20 protein-coding genes and 2 tRNA genes are annotated in these 22158 nt (G+C 67.8%); 13 read left to right on the forward strand and 9 right to left on the reverse strand.

The features are described 5' to 3' along the window. Positions 1–291: 291 nt before the first annotated feature. The 6 genes from rsmG to rpmH form a co-directional block, all read right to left on the reverse strand. Positions 292–912 carry a 16S rRNA (guanine(527)-N(7))-methyltransferase RsmG gene (rsmG, locus tag AB0F40_RS06495; protein ID WP_357465392.1) on the reverse strand — a complete coding sequence of 207 codons (621 nt, stop codon included), beginning with the start codon at positions 910–912 and terminating at the stop codon, positions 292–294. A gap of 166 nt (positions 913–1078) precedes the next feature. Continuing rightward, entirely contained in the window at positions 1079–1633 is a 555-nt protein-coding gene (locus tag AB0F40_RS06500; RefSeq protein ID WP_357465310.1) for a R3H domain-containing nucleic acid-binding protein, read from the reverse strand. 12 nt (positions 1634–1645) lie between these two features. Beyond that, positions 1646–2800, reverse strand: coding sequence for a membrane protein insertase YidC (yidC, locus tag AB0F40_RS06505; protein ID WP_357465311.1), 1155 nt, complete (start codon positions 2798–2800; stop codon positions 1646–1648). Positions 2801–2882: 82 nt separating this feature from the next. After that, a complete protein-coding gene (gene yidD / locus AB0F40_RS06510) occupies positions 2883–3191 on the reverse strand; it encodes a membrane protein insertion efficiency factor YidD (protein WP_357465312.1) in 309 nt (102 codons plus the stop codon). Further along, positions 3188–3565 carry a ribonuclease P protein component gene (gene rnpA / locus AB0F40_RS06515; protein ID WP_357465313.1) on the reverse strand — a complete coding sequence of 126 codons (378 nt, stop codon included), beginning with the start codon at positions 3563–3565 and terminating at the stop codon, positions 3188–3190. Before rnpA ends, yidD begins: the two co-directional genes overlap by 4 nt. 3 nt (positions 3566–3568) lie before the next feature. After that, positions 3569–3706, reverse strand: coding sequence for a 50S ribosomal protein L34 (gene rpmH / locus AB0F40_RS06520; RefSeq protein ID WP_108493057.1), 138 nt, complete (start codon positions 3704–3706; stop codon positions 3569–3571). A gap of 430 nt (positions 3707–4136) precedes the next feature. Here rpmH and dnaA point away from each other — a divergent pair, with 430 nt between their 5' ends. The 5 genes from dnaA to AB0F40_RS06545 all read left to right on the forward strand — a co-directional run bounded on the left by dnaA (position 4137) and on the right by AB0F40_RS06545 (position 10171). Then, complete coding sequence (gene dnaA, locus AB0F40_RS06525) at positions 4137–5573, forward strand: chromosomal replication initiator protein DnaA (protein WP_357465314.1); 1437 nt, start codon at positions 4137–4139, stop codon at positions 5571–5573. A 638-nt stretch (positions 5574–6211) separates the two neighbouring features. After that, positions 6212–7342, forward strand: a complete 1131-nt coding sequence (dnaN, locus tag AB0F40_RS06530; RefSeq protein ID WP_357465315.1) for a DNA polymerase III subunit beta — start codon at positions 6212–6214, stop codon at positions 7340–7342. 132 nt (positions 7343–7474) lie between these two features. Next, positions 7475–8371 carry a phosphogluconate dehydrogenase (NAD(+)-dependent, decarboxylating) gene (gnd, locus tag AB0F40_RS06535; protein WP_357465316.1) on the forward strand — a complete coding sequence of 299 codons (897 nt, stop codon included), beginning with the start codon at positions 7475–7477 and terminating at the stop codon, positions 8369–8371. 26 nt (positions 8372–8397) lie between these two features. Next, positions 8398–9636: a DNA replication/repair protein RecF gene (gene recF / locus AB0F40_RS06540; RefSeq protein ID WP_357465317.1), complete on the forward strand. Its 1239-nt coding sequence runs from the start codon at positions 8398–8400 to the stop codon at positions 9634–9636. Positions 9637–9676: 40 nt separating this feature from the next. Beyond that, positions 9677–10171, forward strand: coding sequence for a DciA family protein (locus AB0F40_RS06545; RefSeq protein ID WP_357465318.1), 495 nt, complete (start codon positions 9677–9679; stop codon positions 10169–10171). Positions 10172–10296: 125 nt separating this feature from the next. Here the strand turns inward: AB0F40_RS06545 and AB0F40_RS06550 are convergent, their stop codons facing one another. Next, positions 10297–10920 (reverse strand): PT domain-containing protein, encoded by a 624-nt coding sequence (locus AB0F40_RS06550; RefSeq protein ID WP_357465319.1) that lies wholly within the window; start codon positions 10918–10920, stop codon positions 10297–10299. 570 nt (positions 10921–11490) lie between these two features. On the opposite strand from AB0F40_RS06550, the gene gyrB reads away from it, so the two are divergent. The 6 genes from gyrB to AB0F40_RS06580 all read left to right on the forward strand — a co-directional run bounded on the left by gyrB (position 11491) and on the right by AB0F40_RS06580 (position 18199). Then, positions 11491–13572, forward strand: a complete 2082-nt coding sequence (gyrB, locus tag AB0F40_RS06555; RefSeq protein ID WP_357465320.1) for a DNA topoisomerase (ATP-hydrolyzing) subunit B — start codon at positions 11491–11493, stop codon at positions 13570–13572. Between the two features lie 226 nt (positions 13573–13798). Continuing rightward, on the forward strand, positions 13799–16438 hold the full coding sequence (gene gyrA, locus AB0F40_RS06560; protein ID WP_357465393.1) for a DNA gyrase subunit A: 2640 nt from the start codon (positions 13799–13801) through the stop codon (positions 16436–16438). After that, positions 16438–17736 (forward strand): DUF3566 domain-containing protein, encoded by a 1299-nt coding sequence (locus AB0F40_RS06565; RefSeq protein WP_357465321.1) that lies wholly within the window; start codon positions 16438–16440, stop codon positions 17734–17736. Before gyrA ends, AB0F40_RS06565 begins: the two co-directional genes overlap by 1 nt. A 148-nt stretch (positions 17737–17884) precedes the next feature. Next, a tRNA-Ile gene (locus AB0F40_RS06570) sits at positions 17885–17958 on the forward strand. A gap of 36 nt (positions 17959–17994) precedes the next feature. Further along, positions 17995–18114, forward strand: a complete 120-nt coding sequence (locus AB0F40_RS06575; RefSeq protein ID WP_253874143.1) for a DLW-39 family protein — start codon at positions 17995–17997, stop codon at positions 18112–18114. Positions 18115–18126: 12 nt separating this feature from the next. Further along, positions 18127–18199, forward strand: a tRNA-Ala gene (locus AB0F40_RS06580). Positions 18200–18264: 65 nt separating this feature from the next. Here AB0F40_RS06580 and AB0F40_RS06585 read toward each other — a convergent pair. Next, positions 18265–18873 (reverse strand): PadR family transcriptional regulator, encoded by a 609-nt coding sequence (locus AB0F40_RS06585; protein ID WP_357465322.1) that lies wholly within the window; start codon positions 18871–18873, stop codon positions 18265–18267. A gap of 46 nt (positions 18874–18919) precedes the next feature. Between AB0F40_RS06585 and AB0F40_RS06590 the strand changes: the two genes are divergently transcribed. Then, entirely contained in the window at positions 18920–19621 is a 702-nt protein-coding gene (locus AB0F40_RS06590) for a VOC family protein (protein WP_357465323.1), read from the forward strand. 64 nt (positions 19622–19685) lie between these two features. Here the strand turns inward: AB0F40_RS06590 and AB0F40_RS06595 are convergent, their stop codons facing one another. Further along, positions 19686–20546: a GNAT family N-acetyltransferase gene (locus AB0F40_RS06595; protein WP_357465324.1), complete on the reverse strand. Its 861-nt coding sequence runs from the start codon at positions 20544–20546 to the stop codon at positions 19686–19688. Positions 20547–20941: 395 nt separating this feature from the next. Here AB0F40_RS06595 and AB0F40_RS06600 point away from each other — a divergent pair, with 395 nt between their 5' ends. Then, positions 20942–22144 (forward strand): beta-1,3-glucanase family protein, encoded by a 1203-nt coding sequence (locus AB0F40_RS06600; protein ID WP_357465325.1) that lies wholly within the window; start codon positions 20942–20944, stop codon positions 22142–22144. Positions 22145–22158: the final 14 nt, after the last annotated feature.

The following is a 22158-nucleotide window of genomic DNA, read 5'->3' on the forward strand; positions in this document are numbered from 1 at the left end:
CCCCCTTTGGCACGCCAACCCGCACCGACCGGCCCAGCGCCAGGAAGTGCCACCTCAGGGCCCGGTCCGCTCGCCTTGTTTCACGTGAAACGACCACGCCCACAGAACCTGACCGGTCCAGGTCCTGGTCGACCCTTGTCGACCAACCATTTCCATCCGACGTCGACGAACCGACTCCCCTCTGCCCAGACCGATGCGCTCAGACAGTTTCGTTCTTTGCAGCCAAGAACGGGAGCGGCCGCCCGCAGGCGACCGCTCCCGTTCCACGTGAAACATCGTCCCCCGCGACGACTACTTCCCGCGTCGCACCCGCACGATCGTCGTGGCTTCCACTCCCTCGACAGTGACGCCTTCCAGAACATCCGGGGTGCCTGAGCCGTACTTGTGGAAGACCTTGCGTGCCGGCGCGAACTCCTCGGCGACGCTTCGCCCCTTGAGGATCACCATCTCGCCGCCCACCCGGACGAGCGGCATGCTCAACCGGACAAGCTTCGAGAGCGCCGCCACGGCTCGAGCTGTCACAGCATCAACCTCGAAGGCTCCATGGAACTCCTCCGCGCGGCCGCGCTTCACCTGGACGTTCGTCAACCCCAGCTCGGTGACGACCTCCGTGAGCCAGGTCGTCCGGCGCTCCATCGGCTCGACGAGGATCACTTCCAGCTCCGGGCGCATCGCTGCGATCACCACACCGGGCAGCCCGGCGCCCGATCCGATGTCCGCCACAGTGCCGGACGTCGGAAGGTATGGCACGACCGCGGCGGAGTTGAGGATGTGACGCTCCCAGATGCGGGGCAGCTCGCGGGGCCCGATCAGCCCACGCAGCTCCCCCTGGCGACGGAGCATCTCCGCGTAGTGCGCTACGCCGTCGTAGGCGTCGCCGAAATACGCCTTGACGGGCTCGCTCGCACCCAGCGTCTCGCCGTCCTGTACCTCAGCGCTCGCGCCAGAGTCCCCCTGCGCCGCCACGTCCGAACCTTCCACGTCCCGTCCTCCACTCGCTGTCGAAAAGTAGCCAAACACACCGACGGCCGGTGCACGCCCGCGGGACGCACACCGGCCGTCGGCCGAGACCGATGAGTCAGTCGGTGACCGCTGGAGTGTCCGTCGCCGGCTGGACCACCACGTATCGCTCGGGCTCGACACCGCGCGAGTCGCTGACCAGGCCCGCGGCGGCGACGGCGTCGTGCACGACCTTGCGCTCGAAGGCGTTCAGTGGGTCGAGCTCGACCTCTTCGCCAGAGCTGCGCACCTGCTCGACCGCGACCTCGGCGATACGCGTGAGCTCGACCCTGCGTGCGGCGCGGTACCCACCGATGTCGAGCATCAGCCGGCTGCGCTCACCCGTGCGCGTCTGGACCGCAAGGCGGGTGAGCTCCTGCATGGCGTCGAGCACCCCGCCGTCACCACCGATGAGGTGGGCGAGCGACTTGGGGTCGTCCGCGACCACCTCGACCGCGGCACGGTCGTGCTTGATGTCCAGGTCGATGTCGCCGTCAAGGTCGGCGATGTCGAGGAACTCCTCGAGATAGTCAGCCGCGATCTCGCCCTCTTCCTCGAGGCGCTTGGTCCGGTCTTCCGGATCCACGACCGGGGCCACGGGATCGGGCGCGGCCGTACCTGTGCTCGCGTTCATCGCGTCTTCCTCCTACTTCTTCTGCTTGCGCTTGCCCGACGACGTCGGGGTCGCCCCTGGCGTCGTGCCGGACGGCTTCGGCTTCGAACCGGGCTGCTTCCCCGACGTCGTGCCGGACGGCTTGGGCTTGGACGCGGCCTGCTTGCCGGACGTCGTGTCGGGCGCGTCCTGGGGCGCCGACTGCGCGATGGCGGGACGCGTGGGCTCCGGGCGGACGGCACCCTTCTGCCGATCCTTGCGCTTGGGCTGCACGCGCTGACCGGTCTTCGGCTGCTCGACCACGGGCGTCTCGTCCTCGATGACCTCGCCCGTCTTCGCGGCGCGCTTGGCTGCCTTCGCAGCCTGCCGCTCCTTCATCTGCTTCTCGGCGATGGAGCCAGGGGTCGGCATACGCTTGATCGTGTAGTACTGCTGGCCCATGGACCAGAGGTTGGTGACGGTCCAGTAGATCAGCACACCGACCGGGAAGTTCACGCCGGAGATCGCGAAGACCAGCGGCAGCATGTACAGCATGATCTTCTGCGTCTGCGCCATCGGGCCCTCGAGGGCCGACGGCGGCATGTTCTTCATCGTCAGCTGGCGCTGCGTGGTGAAGGTCGTGACGCTCATCGCGACGATCAGCAAGATGACGACAGCGCGGGAGACCCACGAGTCGGTCTGCAGGAAGACGTCGCTCAGCTGAGCGCCGAAGAGGGTGGACGACTCGATGTCGCCGGCGACCGACTGCGTGATCGGGCCGATCGGCTCCCCGTCACCGGTCGAGATGGGCTCCAGGCCGTTCAGCACGCGGAACAGCGCGAAGAAGATCGGCGACTGCAGCAGGATCGGCATACAGGAGGCGAACGGGTTCGTCCCGTGCTTCCGGTAGAGCTCCATGGTCTCGCGCGTCATGTTCTCGCGGGACGCGGGGTCGGTCTTGCCCTTGTACTTCTTCTGCACGGCCTGCAGCTCGGGCTGGATCATCTGCATCCCGCGCGAAGCCTTGATCTGCTTGAAGAAGAGCGGGATGAGCACGATCCGGATCACGATCACCAGGGCGACGATCGACAGCACCCAGGCGGTACCCGGGCCGGCTGCCATCCCGAGTGTCGTGAAGAGCCAGTGCGAACCGTAGATGATCCAGGCGACGACCCATTCGATCGGCCAGAGAAATGCGAAGAAGTCCATCGGTCAAGAAGCTCCAGAGTTGGTGACGCAAAGTCTGCGGGGAGGTGCGGGTGTCGCGTACGGCACCACGAGCCGGAGCCGGTCAGCCCTCGGTGTGGGTGTGTGCGCCGCGCGCGGGCGGCACATCGTCGACACCGCCGAGACTCCACGGGTTGCACCGCAGCAAGCGCCACAGCGCGAGCCCCAGCCCGCGCAGAGCACCATGACGCCGGAACGCGATCAGGGCGTACTGCGAGCAGGACGGGTAGTACTTACAGCTGGGGGGGCTCATCGGGCTGATGAACGCCTGGTAGAAGCGGACCATCCCCACGAGGAGGGTTACCGGAAGCCGGCCGATCAGCGAGGGCTCACGCGGCGGGGCCTCACCCTCGGGTGCGGGGACGGTGGTCATCTCTTCCCGTCTCCGGTCGCCCGTGCGACGGCACGGCGCAGGCACGAGTCGAGGTCCCGTTCAAGATCCGCGAACGTGGCTGACGAGGAAGGCGGAAGCGCACGCACAACAGCCCGGGCAGCACTCGGCAACGCCGAGAGCCGCTCGGACGCGGCGGCGCGTAGCCGACGCTTCACGAGATTGCGCTGCACGGAGTTGCCCACAGCCTTGGAAACGACAAAACCGACCTGTGGAGTTCCCGATCCTGAGTCCGGGACACTTTCGTCCGGTACCAGGAGGTGAACTACCACGGTCGATCGACCTGCACGCGTGCCGCGGCGCACCGTCCGCTCAAAATCGACGGAACGGCGCAGTCGGTGCGCCGCGGGCAGCATGGCTCAGGCTGAGAGCTCGGCGCGACCCTTGCGCCGGCGGTCTGCCAGGATGGCGCGGCCGGCGCGGGTGCGCATGCGCAGCCGGAAGCCGTGGGTCTTCGCACGACGGCGGGTGTTCGGCTGGAAGGTCCGCTTGCTCACGAGGTACTCCAAGAACGTCGGGGTAGGCACACCGTCTGTCCTCGACGATGCAGTGAATGTTGGCCGATCAGTACAGCGATCTGCCGAGCCGACCCGGGGCCTGGTCCACTGGTCGTGGCCGACGTCGAAGACGCGGCTCGAATCCGTATGTGGGCGCGCAGAAGTACCTGGAACGGCTGTATGACGTTACGCCGTGCGCGCCCTCCCGGTCAAACCGGAAGGGCGGGATCATGCGTGTCGGACGCGCCACACCGGGCGGATCTCGGAGCCCCGCACGGGCCCGGTCGACCGGCCCGTGTACCACTTGTTCAGCGGTGATCCGCGCCATCCACAACCTGTGGACAACTGTGTGGACGGTGCCCCATCATGGCAGACTCCAAGGCACCCCCAAGCAGTTGCATCACCCAGCGCACAAGACGAAGGAAAGCCAGTGGCCAACCCGGACGAGAACATCGGCGACGTCTGGGCACAGACCCTGACGGCGCTCGAGGCCCGGCCCGATATGAGCCCCCGGCAGCTCGCCTTCATCCGCCTCGCCAAGCCCATGGCAGTGCTGGACGACATGGTGTTCATCGCCGTCCCTCATGAGCAGACCCGCACCTACCTGGAGACGGCGGTTCGCGATGACCTCGTCTCCGCCATGTCATCGGTGCTCGGCCGGGATGTCCGGTTCGGCATCACCGTGGATCCCGAGCTGAGCAGCCGGACACTTGCCGGTCCCTCGCAGATCTCGGGTCCGGCCACTCTCTCCCTCGAGCACGAACCGCCGGAGCCCGAGCAAGCGCAGATGCCGATCGCGCCCCAGCCGGCCCCGAAGCCGTCGGCCGAGCCCACCCGGCTGAACCCGAAGTACATCTTCGAGACGTTCGTCATCGGCTCGTCCAACCGCTTCGCGCACGCGGCCGCCGTCGCAGTGGCCGAGGCCCCCGCCAAGGCGTACAACCCGCTCTTCATCTACGGCGACTCGGGGCTGGGCAAGACTCACCTGCTCCACGCCATCGGGCACTATGTCCACAACCTCTACCCACACATCCGGGTGCGGTACGTGAACTCCGAAGAGTTCACCAACGACTTCATCAACAGCATCGGCGAGGGCAAGGCCGGCGCGTTCCAGCGCCGCTACCGCGACGTCGACGTGCTCCTCATCGACGACATCCAGTTCCTGCAGGGCAAGGAACAGACGATGGAGGAGTTCTTCCACACGTTCAACGCGCTCCACAACGCCAACAAGCAGGTAGTGATCACGTCCGACGTCCCGCCGAAGCAGCTCAACGGCTTCGAGGACAGGCTGCGCTCCCGCTTCGAGTGGGGCCTCATCACCGATGTCCAGCCGCCCGACCTCGAGACGCGCATCGCGATCATGCGGAAGAAGGCTGCGAGCGAGCACCTCGACGTTCCCGCCGATGTCCTCTCCTACATCGGCTCCCGCATCTCGACGAACATCAGGGAGCTCGAGGGTGCCCTGATCCGGGTCACCGCGTTCGCGAACCTGAACCGCCAGCAGGTGGACCTGGCTCTCGCGGAGATAGTCCTCAAGGACCTCATCACCGATGACGACGACACCACCGAGATCACGCCGGCCGTCGTCATCGCACAGACCGCCGCGTACTTCGGCCTGACCATCGACGACCTGTGCGGCTCCTCACGCTCCCGGGTGCTGGTGACCGCCCGGCAGATCGCCATGTATCTGTGCCGCGAGCTGACGGACCTGTCGCTGCCGAAGATCGGCCAGCAGTTCGGCGGGCGTGACCACACCACTGTCATGCACGCGAACAAGAAGATCGCGGGCCAGATGGCGGAGCGCCGCTCGACCTACAACCAGGTCACGGAACTCACGAGCCGGATCAAGCAGCAGCAGCGCGGCTGACCTCAGGACGAGTTCCCCACCGCGCCGAAATCACGCAAACCGCTCGTTTCCACACTCCTCCACACCCCTGTGCACAGCCCCACCCGTGCACGGGGGTGTTGCGTATACGCACCTCCACAGGTCTATCCACATGCAGATCCGCAGGTTCAGGCCGTTCTGCTCCGCCTGTCCCCAGCGCTGTGGACAGGATCTGTGTAGAACCAGGCTCGCCGCGCTGACCTGCCCCTTTGCCCCTGGGGACAAGGCTGTGGACGGCTGTGGATGAACCACGATTTTCTGTGGGCGACGACCCCCAAATCGGTGGACAGCCTGTGTGTAAAAATCGGCCCTCCACAGGGACCCCTAGTTCATGCACAGCTGCGCCCACAATCCCTCCACAAGGGAAAATAGCTGCTGACCTGCGCAAAGACCGGATATCCCCAGTTTCCACAACACCGACTACTACTACGACATCTATATCTAAGAGGGGGTCCACGCGCCTTCATCAGGCAGTCCGGGCGCTCGGCGCACCACTTCGAACACTAGTACTACAGGCCTCGAGAAGTCCATCCACAAGCGCCGTCTATCGAGTGCCACCTGGTCGCCAACTCGCGTAGGGTTTCCCTCGACAGTCCAGGAACAAGAGGAGATGCAACGGCATGAAGTTCAGGGTCGAGCGCGACGTCCTCGCCGATGCCGTGACATGGACCGCTCGCACGCTCCCCACGCGCCCACCGGCTCCAGTGCTTGCCGGTGTCCGGATCGAAGCCGACGCACAGGGCGTGATCAATCTCGCCAGCTTCGACTACGAGACGTCTGCACGTTCCGAGATCCCCGCAGAGGTTGCGGAGCCGGGCACCGTGCTGGTCTCCGGCCGTCTGCTGGCCGAGATCTCGCGCGCGTTGCCCAACAAGCCCGTAGACGTGGCGCTAGAGGGCAACAAGGTGATCGTCACCTGTGGCGCCAGCCGGTTCACCCTCCTCACCATGCCTGTGGACGAGTACCCCGCGCTGCCCGGGCTGCCCGAGGTCAGCGGTACGGTCTCCGGCGACGCGTTCACGCACGCGGTCGCACAGGTGACCGTCGCCGCCAGCCGAGACGACACGCTGCCGCTGCTGACCGGTGTCCGGGTGGAGATCGAGGGCGAGCGCATCACCCTTCTGTCCACGGACCGCTACCGTCTTGCGCTCCGTGAGCTCACCTGGACGCCGGCGACGCCGGGCTTCTCCGCCGTGGCGCTCATCCGTGCACGCACGCTGAACGACGTCGCCAAGTCGCTCGGGTCGGGTGGCCTCGTGAACCTCGGGTTGTCCACAGGCCAGGGTCTCGACCTTGTGGGTTTCGAGGCGGGCGGCCGACAGACCACCTCCCAGCTCGTCGAGGGCGACTACCCCGCCGTCCGCCGCCTGTTCCCGGACTCCACGCCGATCCACGCGGTGGTCGCCACCGCACCCCTCATCGAGGCCGCGAAACGAGTGAGCCTGGTCGCGGAGCGCAACACTCCGATCCGCCTGTCGTTCAGCGAGGGCCAGGTCGTGCTCGATGCCGGGCACGGCGACGACGCACAGGCCTCCGAGGCGTTGGAGGCAGTGCTGGTGGGCGAGGACATCGCTGTCGCGTTCAACCCGCAGTTCCTGCTCGACGGGCTGGGCGCGCTGGGCACCGACTTCGTTCGCCTGTCGTTCACGCACCCCAACAAACCGGTCGAGTTCACCGGTCAGGGCAGCCTGGACGGCGAGGACGACTCCGCCTACCGGTACCTGCTGGTCCCGATCCGTTTCACCGGCTGACGGTCCGGGGTCCCTCCAGCGGACGGGCCCCCGGCATCCGCAGCCCGACAACCGTCAGTCTGGACAGCCAGCCTGCGCCAAGGACGGCCGCCACGAGCGAACCCGTCGATCGACCCCGGAGGAAGTACGCACATGGTCACCCACATCGGACTCGTCGGCCTGGGGAAGATGGGCAACAACATGCGGTCCCGCCTGCGCAACGGCGGCATCGAGGTCACCGGGTTCGATCCGCGGCCCGAGGTGTCGGACGTCCCGACGCTCGCGGACCTGGCGGCTGCGCTCCCGCAGGACAAGCGGGTCGTCTGGGTCATGGTTCCCGCGGGCGAGCCGACACGTGGTGTGCTCGACCAGCTCGCCGACATCCTGTCCGAGGGCGACATCGTCATCGAGGGTGGCAACTCGCACTACGTCGAGGACCAGGAGCGCGCCGCGGAGCTGGCGGAGAAGGGCATCGGCTACCTCGACGTCGGCGTGAGCGGCGGTGTCTGGGGCCTGGACAACGGATACGGCCTGATGGCAGGCGGCGCAGACGCTGACGTCGAGGCCGTGATGCCGGTGTTCGACGCCCTCCGCCCCGAGGGCCCTCGTGAGCAGGGCTTCGTGCACGCCGGTGGCGTCGGCGCGGGCCACTACGCCAAGATGGTCCACAACGGCATCGAGTACGGCCTCATGCAGGCCTACGCCGAGGGCTACGAGCTCCTGGCCGCGAAGTCGGACGTCATCACCGACGTGCACGGCACCATGAGGGCGTGGAGCCGCGGCACCGTCGTCCGCTCCTGGCTCCTGGACCTCATGGTCAAGGCGCTCGAGGACGACCCGAAGCTCGCGCTCCTGGACGACTGGGTCGACGACTCCGGCGAAGGCCGGTGGACCGTCGACGAGGGTATCGACATGGCAGTTCCGCTCCCCGTCATCTCTGCCGCGCTGTTCGCCCGGTTCGCCTCCCGCCAGGAGCAGTCGCCCGCCATGAAGGCGGTGGCCGCGCTGCGTCAGCAGTTCGGCGGACACGCGGTGAAGTCGGCGGAGTAGCGAGCGGGACGTACGATCTCCTACCGATGTACGTCTCCCACCTCTCCCTGCTGGACTTCCGGTCGTATGCGTCGGCCGACGTGGAGCTCGAGCCCGGGGTCAACGCCTTCGTAGGGCGCAACGGCCGGGGCAAGACCAACCTCGTCGAGGCCATCGGCTACGTCGCGACGCTCGGTTCGCACCGGGTGGCCACCGACGCGCCGCTCATTCGGTCAGGTGCCGACCGCGCCGTCGTGCGCACGCGGGTCGTTCGAGGTGACCGGGCGAGCACCGTCGAGCTGGAGATCACCCAGGGCAAGGCCAACCGGGCACGGATCAATCGTGGGCAGGCCGTGCGGGCACGGGACGTGCTGGGGTTGCTACGCACGGTGCTCTTCGCTCCGGAGGACCTCGCCCTGGTCAAGGGAGAGCCGGACGGGCGACGGCGGTTCATGGACCAGCTGCTGGTCCTGATGATGCCCAGGGTCTCCGGAGTGCTCTCCGACTACGAGCGGGTACTACGGCAGCGCTCGGCACTGCTCAAGTCGGCGCGGGCATCCCGCCGGGCGGGCGGCTCGGCACGAGCCGAGAGTGCCGCGGCAGCCGAGCTCGCGACCCTCGACGTCTGGGACGCCCGGCTCGCCGAGCTGGGCGCGGAGATCCTGTCTCTGCGGATCCAGCTCGTCAATGCACTGCGTCCAGCCGTCGCGGCCGCGTACGAGCAGGTGAGCGACGCTGACGCGCACGCGGAGATCACCTATCGGTCATCGCTCGCGGTTCTGTCGTCCGACCATCCACCGGAGTTGTCCACAGGGCCTGGGGATAACTTTGCCGACGTTGGGCACCTGCGGGACCTGCTGCTTGAAGCCCTGGTCACGGCGCGGCCGCAGGAGCTGGAACGTGGTGTGAGCCTCGTCGGCCCGCACCGGGACGACCTCGTACTGACGCTGGGCGGACTGCCGGCAAAGGGCTATGCGAGTCACGGCGAATCCTGGTCCTTCGCACTCGCACTGCGCCTCGCATCGTTCCGTCTCCTGGGCGGAGATCCGCAGAATTCGGCGGATTCACCCACCTTTTGGGACCCCGAGCTGGGGACCGACGCCGATCCCGTACTGATCCTCGACGACGTGTTCGCCGAGCTGGACGTCCGACGGCGCCAGCGGCTTGCAGACCTGGTGCTACCGGCCCGCCAGGTACTGGTGACAGCGGCCGTGCCGGAGGACATCCCCGCCAGCTTGGACGGCGTACGGTTTCACGTGGAACCCGGGACGGTGACCCGTGACTGACGACTCTCCACAGGGGCCTGTGGATAACTCTGAGCCTCCTTTGACGCCCGCCTCCGAGGTGGCGCGTGCCGCGCTCAACCGGGCAAAGGCAGCGGCCCGCGCCCGCGGTCTGCGGCCCGGGGCGCCCTCGCGGCGCTCTCCCCTGGCCGAACCGCGATCGAGCGGAGCGGGTCCCGGTGCGCGCGACCCGCAGCTGCTGGGCGCCGTGGTCGGTCGGCTCCTGCGCGAGAAGGGCTGGACCGAGGACGTCTCCGTGGGTGGCGTCATGGGCCGGTGGCGCGAGGTCGTGGGCACGGAGATCGCCGACCACTGCACCCCGGAGACCTTCGAGGACAAGGTGCTCGTGGTGCGCGCGGACTCGACAGCCTGGGCGACGCAGCTGCGGCTGCTCGCTCCGACGCTGCGACGACGCATGGCCGAGGAGATCGGGGAGGGCGTGGTCGAAGAGGTCACGGTGCTCGGCCCGGCCGGCCCGGGGTTCCGGAGAGGACCTCGCTCGGTGCGTGGCCCGGGCCCGCGGGACACCTGGGGCTGAGCGTCGGCCTGTGGACAGCCCGTGCACGGTCCCGTGCGGCAGACAGCAAGAAGGGCTCGCCGGCCGGAAGCCGGGGAGCCCTTCTCTGATCAGCCGCGCCGTAGCGTCAGCCTGAAACTAGTTGCTCACGCGTTCTGCATGCGCTTGCGGGCCCAGACGAGGGCGACGCCACCAGCGGCGAGCAGCGCGGCGAACGCGATGGCGCCACCGACGGTCGCACCGGTAGCGGCCAGCACCGGGGGCTCCTCAGCCGCGGGCGTGGGGGAGGCCGAGGGCTCCTCCGACGGCTCGGCGATCGGCGCGGCCGATGCCTCGTCCGTCGGCTCGACGGTGGGCTCCACCGTGGGCTCCTCCGACGGCTCGGGCTCCGTGACGGGGGGCTCGCTCGGCGTGGGCTCCGGGGTGGGGGTGGCCTCGACACAGGGCTCGATGGAGCCGGACTCGGACCAGTCGAACTGGACCCCGTCCTGTCCGTCGTAGGCGTCGACGGTGACGGTCCACTCGTGCGGCGCGTCGAGCGCGAGACCGTCGAACTTCTGGGCGAACTGGCCCGAGAACTCGGCCTCGTAGGCGATCTTGTCGTCGATGACGACCGTGACCTTGGCCTGCTGGTAGGCCCGCAGGCTGACATCGACCCAACCGCAGTCGGCATTGACCTCGGGAGTGTGTGCCGAGGCGGGAGCGGCTCCGGCGATCATGCCGCCGAACGCCAGTACGGCGAGAGTTCCGCCGGCGAGAAGCTTCTTCACTCTGTAGCCCTTCGAAGTGAGACAGTGCGCCAAGTTGCGCATATGACCGGTCGGCGCTATTAGAGCAGAAAACGACAAATCAGAGAAATATCACCTTCTGCCCGGAAACTCACTGACCTTCGCCAGATGTCGACATGACGATTCGAAGATGTTTCGTGGCGTTCCGGCACCGCGTACCGAACGGGTGTGCGGTAGCCGCCCGGCGAGCACCGGACGGTCGCTCTCGCCGACGGCCCGGAGACCCCTGGAGCAGCGGTCCGAGGGCACTCCCGGAACCCCTCCAGGAGCCCAAAAATCACCCTGTGGAGAAAGGTTGTGGAGGACTGGCCACAAACCGCCCCGGATCCCGGGTTTTCGCCGCTCAGAAGGTAGTATGAGGGGGTCAACCGCGCCGGGTTCCCAGGGATCGTCCCGAGGGCCCGGAACGCTGAGCACCGACGAGCCGTCGGACCGTACGTCAGCACCCGAGCATGGCATGAACCCTGAGGGTCCGAGCCGCTCGTGCAGCCCCGCTGGTACGTCCGTCGTCGTGCGCATCGTGTGCCTGAAAGACGAGGAGCAACCCCGCCCGTGACAGAGCGAATCGACGGCGGCTACGACGCCGGGAACATCACAGTCCTGGAAGGTCTCGAGGCCGTTCGTAAGCGACCGGGCATGTATATCGGGTCGACCGGTGAGCGTGGGCTCCACCACCTTGTGTACGAGATTGTGGATAACGCTGTGGACGAGGCCCTGGCGGGCCACGCCACGGAGATCGACGTGCGGCTCATGGCCGACGGCGGCGTGCGGGTCACAGACGACGGCCGAGGCATCCCGGTAGCCATGCATCCGACCGAGGGCAAGCCGACGCTCGAGGTCGTCATGACGATCCTGCATGCCGGCGGCAAGTTCGGTGGCGGCGGCTACGCCGTGTCCGGCGGCCTGCACGGCGTCGGCATGTCCGTGGTGAACGCGCTGAGCCACAAGTTCGTCTCGGACGTACGCCGCGACGGCTACCACTGGCGCCAGGAGTATGCCGAGGGCGGTAACCCGGTGACCGGTGTCGACCGGCTCGAGCCGCTCGGCCCCGACGAGCAGACCGGTACCACGCAGACGTTCTGGGCAGACGGGACGATCTTCGAGACCACGGAGTACGACTTCGAGACGCTCCGTGCCCGGTTCCAGCAGTACGCGTTCCTCAACAAGGGCCTGAAGATCACGCTCACCGACGAGCGTGCGGGCCACTCCTCCCCGACCGACGAGGTCACCGGGGCCGAGCCGGAAGTCGCGGCGGACGACGTCGTCGGGACCGAGATCCTGCCGGACGCGGACGGACAGCCGCTGGACCCGGACCAGGCTCCGGGAAGCTGGCGGACGGTCACGTACAAGTACGAGCACGGCCTCATGGACTACGTCAACCACCTCAACTCCGCGAAGCGGGTGGAGCTCATCCACCCCGACGTGATCTCGTTCGAGAGCGAGGACACGGAGCGCAAGATCGCCGTCGAGGTCGCTCTCCAGTGGACCAGCGCCTACAGCGAGTCCGTGCACACGTTCGCGAACACGATCTCCACCACCGAGGGCGGCACGCACGAGGAGGGGTTCCGCGCTGCGATGACCACGCTGGTCAACAGCTACGCGCGGGACAAGGGGATCATCAAGGAGAAGGACGACAACCTCACGGGTGACGACATCCGGGAGGGCCTCACCGCCGTCATCTCCGTGAAGCTCGGCGAGCCGCAGTTCGAGGGGCAGACCAAGACGAAGCTCGGGAACACGGAGGCCAAGACCTTCGTCCAGCGCGTGGTGCGCGAGCAGCTCATCGACTGGTTCGACGCCCACCCGAACGAGGCGCGCGACGTCATCCGAAAGGCGATCTCGGCCTCGCAGGCCCGGATCGCGGCACGCAAGGCGCGCGAGGCGACCCGCCGCAAGGGCGTCCTGAACGGCGGGGGCATGCCGGGCAAGCTGCGCGACTGCCAGTCGCGGTTCCCCGACGAGTGCGAGATCTACGTCGTCGAGGGTGACTCGGCCGGCGGCTCGGCAGTGCGCGGACGCAACCCGCACAACCAGGCGATCCTCCCGCTGCGCGGCAAGATCCTGAACGTGGAGCGCGCGCGGCTCGACAAGGCGCTGTCCAACGCCGAGGTGCAGGCGCTGATCACCTCGTTCGGCACGGGTATCGGCGAAGACTTCGACATCTCGAAGCTCAAGTACCACAAGATCGTGCTCATGGCCGACGCCGACGTCGACGGCCAGCACATCTGCACCCTGCTGCTCACGCTGCTGTTCCGGTACATGCGTCCGCTCATCGAGCACGGTCACGTGTACCTCGCGCAGCCGCCGCTGTACCGGATCAAGTGGAGCAACGCCCCGCACGACTACGTGTACTCGGACCGGGAGCGCGACGCGTTCCTCGAAGCCGGTGCCGCGCAGGGCAAGCGGGTCCCCAAGGACAACGGCATCCAGCGCTACAAGGGCCTGGGTGAGATGGACTACTCCGAGCTCTGGGACACCACGATGGACCCGGACCACCGGACGCTTCTGCAGGTGACCATGGACGACGCGGCCGCGGCCGACGAGATCTTCTCGGTGCTCATGGGCGAGGACGTCGAGTCCCGCCGCACCTTCATCCAGCGCAACGCCAAGGACGTGCGGTTCCTTGATATCTGAGGAGCGAGCTTGCGAGCCCCGCAAGATATCAATACGAGCAGAGATATCTGAGGAGCGAGCTTGCGAGCCCCGCAAGATATCAACATGAGCCGAGTCATTTGAGGCTTCCCGGCGCGGCACCTCACGGGGCGCGGCACCGGGCACCGACATGGCGGCCCAGGAGACGAAGTGACACGCCCACCGGCGTGGAAAGGAAGTACAGACGGTGACGGACGAGACCCCCGGCGTGGACAACTCTGACGACGGCATCCCCGTGGAGGACGCGCGAGTAGCGGTGCACCACGGCCGCGTCGAGCAGGTGGACCTGCAGCTGGAGATGCAGCGGTCGTACCTCGACTACGCGATGAGCGTGATCGTGGGCCGCGCGCTGCCCGACGTGCGGGACGGCCTCAAGCCGGTGCACCGACGCGTCATCTACGCGATGTACGACGGCGGCTACCGCCCCGACCGGGCGTTCTCCAAGTGCTCGCGTGTCGTGGGCGATGTCATGGGCAAGTATCACCCGCACGGTGACACGGCCATCTACGACACCCTGGTCCGCCTGGTTCAGGACTGGGTGCTGCGGTACCCGCTGGTTGCCGGCCAGGGCAACTTCGGCTCGCCGGGTAGCGACCCTGCCGCCGCACCCCGGTACACCGAGTGCAAGATGGCTCCGCTCGCCATGGAGATGGTGCGCGATATCGAGAAGGGCACCGTCGACTTCCGGCCCAACTACGACGGCCGCACGCAGGAGCCGGTGGTTCTTCCGGCGCGCATCCCGAACCTGCTGGTCAACGGCTCGGCCGGTATCGCTGTCGGCATGGCCACGAACATCCCGCCGCACAACCTGCGCGAGGTCGCCGACGGCGTTCGCTGGCACCTCGCGAACCCCGAGGCCACGCGCGAGGAGCTGCTCGAGGCGCTCCTGCAGCGCATCAAGGGCCCGGACTTCCCGTCGGGCGCGCAGATCCTGGGCCACAAGGGCATCGAGGACGCCTACCGCACGGGTCGTGGCTCCGTCACGATGCGCGCTGTGGTCAACGTCGAGGAGATCCAGAACCGGATCTGCCTCGTGATCACCGAGCTGCCGTACATGGTGAACCCGGACAACCTGGCCCAGAAGGTCGCGGACCTCGTCAACGACGGCCGTATCCAGGGCATCGCGGACATCCGCGACGAGACCTCGGGCCGTACGGGACAGCGCCTGGTGATCGTGCTCAAGCGCGACGCAGTGGCGAAGGTGGTGCTGAACAACCTCTACAAGCACACGCAGCTGCAGGAGAACTTCAGCGCCAACATGCTCGCGCTGGTCGACGAGGTGCCCCGCACCCTGAGCATCGACGCGTTCGTACGGCACTGGACCACGCACCAGATCGAGGTCGTCCGCCGGCGCACCGAGTACCTCCTCAAGGAGGCGCAGGACCAGATCCACATCTACGACGGCTACCTCAAGGCCCTCGACGCACTCGACGAGGTCATCGCGCTGATCCGCCGCTCCCCCGACGCCGACGAGGCGCGGACCGGGCTGATGGAGCTGCTCACGATCGACGAGCAGCAGGCGAACGCCATCCTCGCGCTGCAGCTGCGCCGTCTGGCGGCTCTCGAGCGACAGAAGATCCTCGACGAGCACGCCAAGCTCCGGGCCGCGATCGACGACTACCTGGACATCCTCGCCCGGCCGGAGCGGCAGCGGTCCATCGTGGGCGACGAGCTCAACGAGGTCACCGACCGGTGGGGCGACGAGCGGCGGACCACGATCCTCCCGTACGACGGTGACATGTCGATGGAGGACCTCATCCCCGAGGAGGACGTGGTCGTCACGATCACGCGGGGCGGCTACGCCAAGCGGACGCGAACGGACAACTACCGTTCGCAGAAGCGCGGGGGCAAGGGCGTGCGCGGCACACAGCTCCGTGAGGACGACATCGTGGACCACTTCTTCACGACGACGACCCACCACTGGATGCTGTTCTTCACCAACCTCGGCCGGGTCTACCGGGCCAAGGGCTACGAGCTGCCCGAGGGTAGCCGGGACGCCAAGGGTCAGCACGTCGCGAACCTGCTGGCGTTCCAGCCCGGCGAGAAGATCGCCCAGGTGCTCGACATCCCCGACTACGAGGCCGCGGAGTACCTGGTCCTGGCCACGCGTCGCGGGCTCGTGAAGAAGACTCGCCTGAGCGAGTACAACTCGCCGCGCTCGGGCGGTCTCATCGCGATCAACCTGCGCGAGGACGCCGACGGCGCCGCGGACGAGCTGGTCTCCGCCCGCCTCGTGAACGCCGACGACGACCTCATCCTCGTGTCGCGCAAGGGGCAGTCGATCCGCTTCCACGCGGATGACGAGTCGATCCGTCCGCTGGGCCGCGCCACCTCTGGTGTCACCGGGATGAAGTTCCGGGAGGAGGACGAGCTGCTCTCCGCCGCTGTCGTCATCGACGGGGCGGACCTCTTCGTCGTCACCGAGGGCGGATTCGCGAAGCGCACCCGCATCTCGGAGTACCGGATCCAGGGCCGTGGCGGCCTCGGGATCAAGGTCGCGAACCTGGTCGAGGCTCGTGGCGATCTCGTGGGCGCGCTCGTCACCTACGCGGACGACGAAGTGCTGGTCATCATGGAGCGCGGCAAGATCGTGCGTTCCGCCGTTGCCGAGGTCAATCTCACGGGGCGGAACACGCAGGGGGTAACCTTCGCAAAGCCGGACAAGGGGGACAGGATCATCGCCGTCGCACGCAACGCGGAGCGTGAAGATGCGGGCGATGTTGCGGGTGCTGCGGACGAGAACTCCGACGGTGACTCCGTAGAGCGGGTTACCGTGGAAGAGATTTCGAACCCTGATGAAGTTCCGAGCACCCCTGAGCAGGACAGCACCGGACGCGAGGACAGCTGATGACCAGTGACAAGAGCGGGCCCGTGCGCACGGCGTCGCCCGCGCTCGATGAAGACCTGGAGACCACCCGGGTTCGCAAGGAAGGGACCGGGGAGCAGGCTCCGGCCGAAGCAGGCGACACCGCGCAGCCAGGGGCGAGCGCGACGTCGAAGGTTGATGCCGCAGAGCCCGGCGCTGCCTCGAACGGTGCCGCCTCGAACGGCTCCGCCGGCGCGGGCCAGAACACCAGCCCGGTGTCCGGGCCGGTCACCGTCCCCGCGCCGCCGCCGCCGTCGCCGTCCGTAGCCAGGCCGGGCACGGCCGGGCCGGCCGCGCCGCGCGCGGAGGCCCCGGTGCCGCCGGCCCCGGAGGACAACGCTTCGGGGGTTCCGACGACCGGCGGTGTCTGGCGATCCGCGTACGAGGCGGGTCGACCCGACCAGGAGCCCGGTTCGGCGGAGCCGGCCGAGGCGGCGAAGAGCGAGCCCAAGGCGCCGCCGGGGCTGGTCTCGGCCATCGGCCGCGTGTCGGACAAGACCGATGCTCCGGCCACGAAGGCAGCTCCGACTCCGCAGGGTGCTCCCGCGCCGGAGCCTGATGTGAGCGCAAAGTCCTGGAACAGGGTGCCCGCGCCCGGCGCCCCGCCCGCTCCTCCGACGGGTGCCGCCGACGGTACGGACGGCGTCCGGGCCGGTGCGATGAAGGCAGCCCAGGCCGCCCTCGACGCGGCCCGCAGCGCAGCCAAGAAGGTGACGTCGATCATGCCTGACGACGAGGGGCGGACGTCCGCCCCGGCGAACGAGGCCACGGCACGTCCCGAGATGCACTACACGGCTGCCGGCGTGCGGGGCACCGCGACCCCGGCCGCCGCGCAGGCTGCAGCCGCAGCGGGGCCGCAGGCGCCCACGCAGCCGGCTTCGGACCCTACGCCGGAGGCGGCGCGTCCGGCCCCGGCAGGCCCCCGCCGCGTGCGTCTCGCCATCTCCCGGGTGGACCCGTGGTCCGTCATGAAGCTGGCGTTCCTGCTCGCCGTCGCGATCGCGATCATGACGGTGGTCGCGACCGCCGTGTTCTGGTCGGTGCTGAACAGCTTCGGCGTGTTCACCACGGTGCAGGAGTTCGTGGTGGAGGCCGTCGGGCCCCAGAGCAACGTGAACCTCACGCAGTTCGTGGAGTTCCCCCGCGTGATCTCGCTCGCGACCCTGATCAGCATCTGCAACATTGTCCTGTTGACGGCGATCGCCACGATCATGGCGTTCCTGTACAACATCACTGCAGCACTCGTCGGCGGCGTGCACATGACGCTGACCGACGACTGACGCCTCTTTCGGCGTCACCCAGAGCGTTCTCGTGCGCTGTCGCGCACGACTCGATGCACGTCACACCGCGGACCACGATTTCGGTTTGGGACATCGTCCCTACCTGGGGTAATCTCCAGTGTCGCGTGAGCGTGCGGAACGCTCGCCCGGGGCTATAGCTCAGACGGTTAGAGCGCTTCCCTGATAAGGAAGAGGTCGGAGGTTCAAGTCCTCCTAGCCCCACTCCCGGACCTTGCAGAGGCTCCTCAGGAGGAACTCGTGAAGAAGCTGCTCATAGTGCTGCTCGCTGCTGGCGCCGGCTACGTTCTCTGGCGCAAGCTCAGTGAGGACGCAGCAGGGCGCGATCTGTGGTCCGAGGTCACCGACTCGATCGACTGAGCGGTCCTCAGCGGGGCCATGGCGCAATTGGTAGCGCACCTGCTTTGCAAGCAGGGGGTTGCGGGTTCGAGTCCCGCTGGCTCCACCTGGCGAAGGCCGTTGACCTGCTGGTCAACGGCCTTCGACGTTCCTCGTGAGGCATCGACGAACTCATCTCCGGTTCTCCTCGTCCTCGCTGACGACGGCGGCGACCGGCTCGCCTTCGCCAGCGAAGGTGTACGCGCCGCCCTCGATGCGCTCGATCAGGCCGCGGGTCCACTCCGCACCCGCGTCCGCCGAGTGCACCCAGAGGTGCATGATCTCGCCGATGTGGCCGAGCTGCTCGGGTCCGTCCTCGGGGGTGTAGTACTCGGTGACGCTGCGGCGCCACGCCTCGATGCCCTCGATCCGCTTCTTCAGTAGCGCCACGGCCTCCTCGCGCGGCAGGGAGACGATGAAGCCGACACCGGACGAGAGGGTGTCCATCTTCTGGTCGTAGGAGACGAGAGCCTCGCGGAGGAGGGAAAGGAATTCCTCGTCGCCCCGCTGCGTGATCTCGTACTCGGTCCGCGGCGGGCCACCCGCCGTGGACGGAGCGACCTCATGGGCCAGGAGCAGTCCTTGCTTCGCCATCTGCTTGAGCGCGTGGTAGATCGAACCGGGCTTCGCGTTCGACCACTCGTGCGCGCCCCACTGCTCCAGGTCGTTGCGCACCTGGTAGCCGTGCGCGCGGCCGTGCTGGCGGACGGCACCCAGGACGAGAAGGTGAATGACGGGCATGCGGAGGACCTTTCCATTCTAATCAAGTTTGACTAGTGTAGCGGGTATGGCCGAGAAGACGATCCCCCTGCTCCCATGTCAGACCATTCAGCCCGTCATCGACTTCTACACGGCCCTCGGTTTCGAGGTGACGTTCCTGCAGAAGAGCCCCAATCCGTTCGCGGTCGTCGAGCGTGGCGGCATCGTGCTGCAGTTCTTCGGCATGAAGAAGTACGAGCCCAGCGAGTCATACAGCACGTGCTACGTCCTCACCGAGGACGTGGACGGGCTGTACAAGGCGTTCCGGGCCGGGCTCAAAGCCGCGCACGGCAAGATCCCGAGCCGGGGCATACCGCGGATCGGGCCGCTCAAGGACATGTCCTACGGCGTGCGGCAGTTCCTGATGACCGACCCCGGAGGCAACTGCGTCCGGGTCGGGCAGCCCATCAGCGAGGACCTGCACCACCGACCCGCCCCCAAGGAGACCTTCGCGCGGGCCCTGCACAACGCCGCGCTCTTCGCCGACTCCAAGGAGGACTTGGTGGGCGCGGCGAAGATCATCGATCGGGCGCTCGGGCTCGAGGACGAGCGGCCGACGCCCTTACAGCTCGTACGTCTCCTCGCCATGCGCGGCGACGTGGCCTGGCGACTCGGCGACGAGACGACGGCGGCGTCCGCGCTGGAAAGGGCCGCCGCGGTGCAACTCACCGATGAGGAACGGGAGTCGGTCCGCGACGACCTGGCGCCACTGAAGGACCTCGTGGGTTAGCCCCAGCTCTGGCCGCTTCTCCTCCGCGACCATAGAACCGCCGTGCGGTGGACGCTGGTGTGCGTTACCCGGCCCGGCGCCGATCCAGGCGCTCAGGGAGGCGTTCGAAACCCGCCGACATGTAGGTGGTGACGGCGGCAGGGCGGGAGGTGACGACGAGGGCGCCCGACGAACCCAGCTCGCGCAGGGCCGCCGCCCCGGCGATGGTGAGCGCTATGCCGTAGCCGTGACCGCGATGGCGCGGGTACACACCCAACGGTTCGATCAGCCCTGGCTTTCCAGGACCGGCCGACCACACCGTTATCGCTCCCACTGCGTCACCCGCGTCGTCATAGGCGAGCAAGCATCGTGCGTCGGCGTACAGCGGGCCGGCCGCCATCGCATGCCATCGCTGGTCGGTGAACGTCGAGCCGTCGAAGGACGCTCGCTGCACGGCCGTGCGCTCGCTCACCCGGTCGGGGCCGACGACCTCGACCCGCACACCGGCGTCCTCGACCGGATCGGTGAGGTCACGCAGCAACGGGGTGAACGGGGCGTCGGTGCCCCAGCCCTCGTTCGCCAGCATGTCGTACACCAGGGCGCCGTCCGGCGCCTCGACGTTCACCGCTCCGTCGGGGAGCACTCCGTGCTCGGGCCTCGTGAGGTCCGTCACCAGCTGCCGCGCCAGCTCCTCGTCGCGTCGCATGTCGGGCGCCGTCGTCAGCCGCAGTATTCTGGCGCCATCGAGCAGCCCGACGGCGAGCACCCGTCCGTCCCGGCTCCACGTCCGAAGGGCCTCGGCGGTCTGTTGCGCGCCGAACCGCCAGTACCAGCCCACGTCCCCCGGGTGCAGCTGCACCGGCACGGCGTCGTCCTGCCATTCGCGCAGCGCGTCGACGACTTCGCTCAGGCCGTCGGTCCGGGGCTTGCTGATGATGACCGCCATGAGCTCATCCAACCTCCCCACGCGACCTGCTCGCGATCCATTTTCAGGCCGTCACTCTAGGCAGGGCTGACACCAGCCCACTCAAGACAGCCTTGCGAGCGAGTGTCGAAACCCGCTCCCAGCGGGGGTTGCGGGTTCGAGTCCCGCTGGCTCCACCACCCGACAGAAGCCCGGATTCGTCCGCGCTTCTGTCGTTTCCGTGGTCGGGTCCGCCCGGCTCAGCGGAAACACGTACGTCCGGACTGTGGGATTCCCCTATATTTGGCCGCTCTGGGCATTTTTCACCCGGGATGACGGGTGAAGTGCTGACAAGTCAGGACCCCTTCCATAACCTCGAACGCGAGGGGCAAGCACCACCCAAACTGACCGGCCCTTCGTGATCCGAGGAGCACCGCGTGTCCCTGACCAGGAAACTCATCGGCACCGCCGCCGCGCTGACCACAGCCTTGTCGGCAGCAGCGGTCGCCATGCCGACGGCCACAGCAGTCCCCGACACCATCCCGCTCACCATCACCAACGACTCGGGCCGTGGTGACCAGGTGTTCATCTATGTCCTCGGCGAGTCGGGCGGCCAGCTCGGCTACGCGGACGCCGAGGGCACGTTCCATGCCTGGCCGGACGCGGGAACCGTCCCTGAGCCGGCGCCGGACGCGTCGATCGCGGGCCCGGCCGACGGGCAGGACGTCACGATCCAGATGCCCAAGCTGTCGGGCCGGGTCTATTTCTCGTACGGCAGCAAGCTGGACTTCAAGATCGTCAACGACGGTCAGCTCGTGCAGCCGGCCGTCCAGAACCCGGACGATCCCAACCGGGACATCCTGTTCAACTGGACGGAGTACACGCTCAACGACTCCGGCCTGTGGATCAACAGCACGCAGGTCGACTTCTTCTCCGCGCCATATCAGACCGGTCTGCGCTCCTCGAGCGGCGAGCTCCGGCACACCGGGATGCTCAAGCCGGACGGCTGGGACAAGGTGGTCTCGGCCCTGTCCCAGCAGGAGGGCTGGGACGGTCTCGCGCAGACCGCACCGGACGGCTCGGTACTGCGGGTGCTCTCCCCCGGCCACGCTGTCGGCACGGGCCAGATCGACGCGAACATCATGTCCGACTACGTCGACCGGGTCTGGACCAAGTACTCCAGCGAGACCCTGACCGTCGTGCCCTACGGCGACCGGCCGGACACGAAGTTCCTCGGCACCGTCTCGGGCGACACCATGACGTTCACCGACACCTCCGGTGCCGTCATCGCGACGTTCCCCAAGCCGTCGGGCGAGTCGATCTTCGGGTGTGCCGGCGACCTGGCAGCCCCGAACGACGACGTCGGCGCCATCGCTCGCACGCTCTGCGCGGGCTTCAACCGGTCCTCCCTGCTCGACAGCACCACGCAGCCGACCCAGGACCCCGCCGGCTTCTACCAGGACTCGGTGACCAACTACTACGCCAAGCACATCCACGAGCAGATGGCTGACGGCAAGGCGTACGCCTTCGCGTTCGACGACGTCGTCAACCAGGAGTCGCTCGTGCACGACGGCGACCCGACCGAGGCCTTCATCCAGCTGGACCCGTTCACGGGGACGGCAACGCCGATCGGCGGCTGACGCGACGTCGATCG

Source organism: Promicromonospora sp. NPDC023987, from assembly GCF_040639055.1.
GTDB lineage: Bacteria > Actinomycetota > Actinomycetes > Actinomycetales > Cellulomonadaceae > Promicromonospora.